The organism is Enterococcus cecorum (assembly GCF_052119425.1).
GTDB classification, from domain to species: Bacteria; Bacillota; Bacilli; order Lactobacillales; family Enterococcaceae; genus Enterococcus_E; species Enterococcus_E cecorum_C.
In genome coordinates, this window is record NZ_JBQKFH010000100.1 from 1 (window position 1) to 589 (window position 589).

At 37.7% G+C, this 589-nt stretch carries 2 protein-coding genes; both read left to right on the forward strand.

What is annotated here, in order from left to right; genetic code table 11:
• A partial coding sequence (locus ACTQZM_RS11975) for a hypothetical protein (protein WP_441653891.1) occupies nucleotides 1-183 on the forward strand: 183 nt, incomplete at its 5' end.
• Nucleotides 164-514 carry an IS66 family insertion sequence element accessory protein TnpB gene (gene tnpB / locus ACTQZM_RS11980; protein ID WP_441653892.1) on the forward strand — a complete coding sequence of 117 codons (351 nt, stop codon included), beginning with the start codon at nucleotides 164-166 and terminating at the stop codon, nucleotides 512-514. The genes ACTQZM_RS11975 and tnpB, both read left to right, overlap by 20 nt.
• Nucleotides 515-589 lie beyond the last annotated feature (75 nt).

The following is a 589-nucleotide window of genomic DNA, read 5'->3' on the forward strand; positions in this document are numbered from 1 at the left end:
CCAATTGTCCCTTTAGAGCTGCCAAAAAATGACAGGAAACACTTCAAGCAACGAACTAAAAACGATCTATTGCTTCGTTGTAAAGTGGGACCTATTGAGCTCAGCTTTTTCTCATCACTTGATGCCACTCAACGAAATGAAATTTTAGAAAGAGTGTTTGCTTATGGCACTAAACTTGAGTGATCTAGGCCCCGTCTACATTGTTTGTGGGAAAACGGATTTACGAAAAGGAATCGATTCACTGGCTTACCTTATTCATTCGCAATTTGATTTAGACCCTTTTTCAAAATCCGTCTTTCTTTTTTGTGGTGGAAAAAGTAATCGATTTAAAGCCCTCTACTGGGATGGTGAAGGTTTCTGGTTGCTTTATAAACGTTTTGAAAATGGACAGTTAACTTGGCCAAGAAGTACTACCGAGGTCCAGGCTTTAACGCCTGAACAAGTTGAATGGTTAATGAAAGGATTTTCTATTACACCGAAAATTTTAGAGAGTCAAAGTCGTCATTTCTATTGAAATGTCGGCTTTTTTTCGCGTATAATAAAGAAAAATCTTGAGGAGTTAACGAAGATGTCATCATCAGAAAAAACG